Here is a 2,202-nt window from a genome sequence, read left to right on the forward strand (position 1 = left end):
TCACAATGCTGGTGCTGGGCGGCATGGGCTCCCTGACCGGCGCGGTGGTCGGCGTCATCTGCGTTTCGCTGTTGTCGGAGATCCTGCGCTCGGTCGAACGCGGCTTCACGATCGGCGATTTCGCGGTGCCGGCCCTGTTTGGCGCCAGCCAGATCGTGCTCGGCTTCATCTTCATTCTAGTCATGATCTTCCGGCCGAAGGGGATCATGGGGGACCGGGAACTTATGTTCGGATCAACCCAAAGATCGGCAACGGTGAACCAGACAGAGGAACGAAAACGATGATCAAACTCACTCGACGCGGTACCATCGGCCTGGGACTTGGCGCATTCTTCGCGCTTGCCTCGGCCAGCACGGCACTTGCTGCCGACACCATCAAGATCGGCTATCCGGCAAACCTGACCGGCATCCAGGCCTCGCTCGACGGTCCGATGCTGAATGGCGCCAAGCTGGCAGCGAGCGAAATCAACGCCGCCGGCGGCGTGCTCGGCCAGCAGATAGAACTGGTGATCTACGACTCCAAGAGCGATTCGACGACGATCTCGACCGTCGCCAGCCAGTTGATCGACAGCGACAAGGTCGTCGGCATCATCGGCTTCGCCGATTCCGACTCGGTGCTGGCCATCGGACCGCAGGTCCAGACGGCGCAGATACCGTTCATAACGCCAGGCGCGACCTCGCCGAAATTGCCGAGCCAGCTCGGCAACGAGATCTTCCTCGCCGCCTTCGGCGACAACGTTCAGGCTGCGGTTGGCGCGGAGTTTGCGCTGAACAAGCTGAACGGCAAAACCGCCTACCTGCTGACCGACATCGGCACTGAATACACAACGCTGCTGTCGGACTACTTCGTCACCGCCTACGAGCATGGCGGGGGCAAGATTTTGGAGCGCGACACCTACAAGATCGGCGACAAGACCTTTACCGCGCAGATCGCCAAACTGAAGGCGCTGTCGCCGCAGCCAGACTTCGTCTATGCCTCGTCGAATGCCGAGGAAATCGGCCTGATCTTGAAGCAGATGCGCCAGGCCGGCATCAACCTGCCGGTGGTCGGCGGCGACGGCTACGACACGCCCTTGCTGATCCAGGTCGGCGGCGACGCGGCCAAGGACACCTACTTCACTACACACGCCTACATCGGTGAGGGCGCCACCCCGAAGGTGCAGGCCTTCATCGACGCCTACACCAAGTCGGTCGGCAATGCCCCGGAGAACGCGTTCGCTGCGCTCGGCTACGACTCGGTCAAGCTGATGGCCGACGCGATCAAGCGTGCCGGTGCGCCGGATCCGGCCAAGATCCGTGACGCGCTGGCCGCTACGTCCGGGCTCGACGGCGTGACCGGCACGATCACCTACCGCCCGGGCATTTCGGTGCCGGACAAGTCGGTCTCGGTCATTGGTGTCAAGGACGGCAAGCTTGTCCTGGCAAGTGAAGCGGCACCGACCTTCGTCGCGGAGCCGTGATCTTGTCCACTCCGGGCTCGCTTTGGGACATCTACAGGTCGCGGCTCTCCGCCGCGACCTTCACCGACCTGACGCATGCGTTTCATCCGGGTCAGCCGCATTTCCCGGCCTTCCCGGACGAGGAGCGCAGTGCGTTGCTCGATTTTTCGAAGGGCGATGCCTTCCAGGTCCACCACTACGCCTTCGTCGGACAGTGGGGCACCCATGTCGATCCGCCGGTGCACTTCATCGACGGCGGCCGCTCGATCGACCAACTGCCGGTGGCGGAGATGCTTCTGCCGCTGGTCATCCTCGACATCAGCGACAGGGTCGCCGCCGATCCCGACGCGACGCCGACGCTCGACGATATTTCGGCCTGGGAGACGCGGAACGGCCGTATCCCGGAAAAGTGTTTTGTCGCACTTCGCACCGGCTGGTGGCCGCGCTGGCCGGACCCCGTGGCATTTCGGAACAAGTCGGCCGACGGTATCTCGCATGCGCCGGGTTGGTCGAAGCCGGTGCTGGAGGAACTTTTGGAACGCCGCGGTGTCGCTGCGATCGGGCACGAGGGCATGGACACTGATCCCGGCCGTGCCACTTCCGCAGGTGACGCAAGCCTGGAATACTATGTGCTGTCGCGCGACTGCTGGCAGATCGAGCTCTTGGCCAATCTCGACAAAGTGCCCGAAGCCGGCGCGTTGATAATGGCAAGCTGGCCAAAGCCAAAGGCCGGATCTGGCTTCCCGGCTCGCGCTGTCGCCATC

The 2,202-nt window shown here is 63.3% G+C and carries 2 protein-coding genes and 1 pseudogene; all 3 read left to right on the plus strand.

Annotated elements, in window-relative coordinates:
* Positions 1 to 284, plus strand: a pseudogene (locus EN991_RS33285) (branched-chain amino acid ABC transporter permease); the annotation flags it as partial.
* Positions 281 to 1,459 carry an ABC transporter substrate-binding protein gene (locus tag EN991_RS33290; protein WP_013528425.1) on the plus strand — a complete coding sequence of 393 codons (1,179 nt, stop codon included), beginning with the start codon at positions 281 to 283 and terminating at the stop codon, positions 1,457 to 1,459. The pseudogene EN991_RS33285 and the gene EN991_RS33290, both read left to right, overlap by 4 nt.
* Positions 1,456 to 2,202 (plus strand): cyclase family protein (locus tag EN991_RS33295; RefSeq protein ID WP_245461145.1); only part of this gene is annotated, 747 nt, incomplete at its 3' end. The genes EN991_RS33290 and EN991_RS33295, both read left to right, overlap by 4 nt.

Origin of the sequence: Mesorhizobium sp. M7A.F.Ca.US.005.03.2.1 (genome assembly GCF_003997795.1) — a bacterium.
In the GTDB taxonomy this organism is placed as follows: domain Bacteria; phylum Pseudomonadota; class Alphaproteobacteria; order Rhizobiales; family Rhizobiaceae; genus Mesorhizobium; species Mesorhizobium ciceri.

Bases quoted from the DNA above. Each gene is read 5' to 3' on its own strand.
- EN991_RS33290 (WP_013528425.1), top strand. From the start codon at position 281: ATGATCAAACTCACTCGACGCGGTACCATCGGCCTGGGACTTGGCGCA.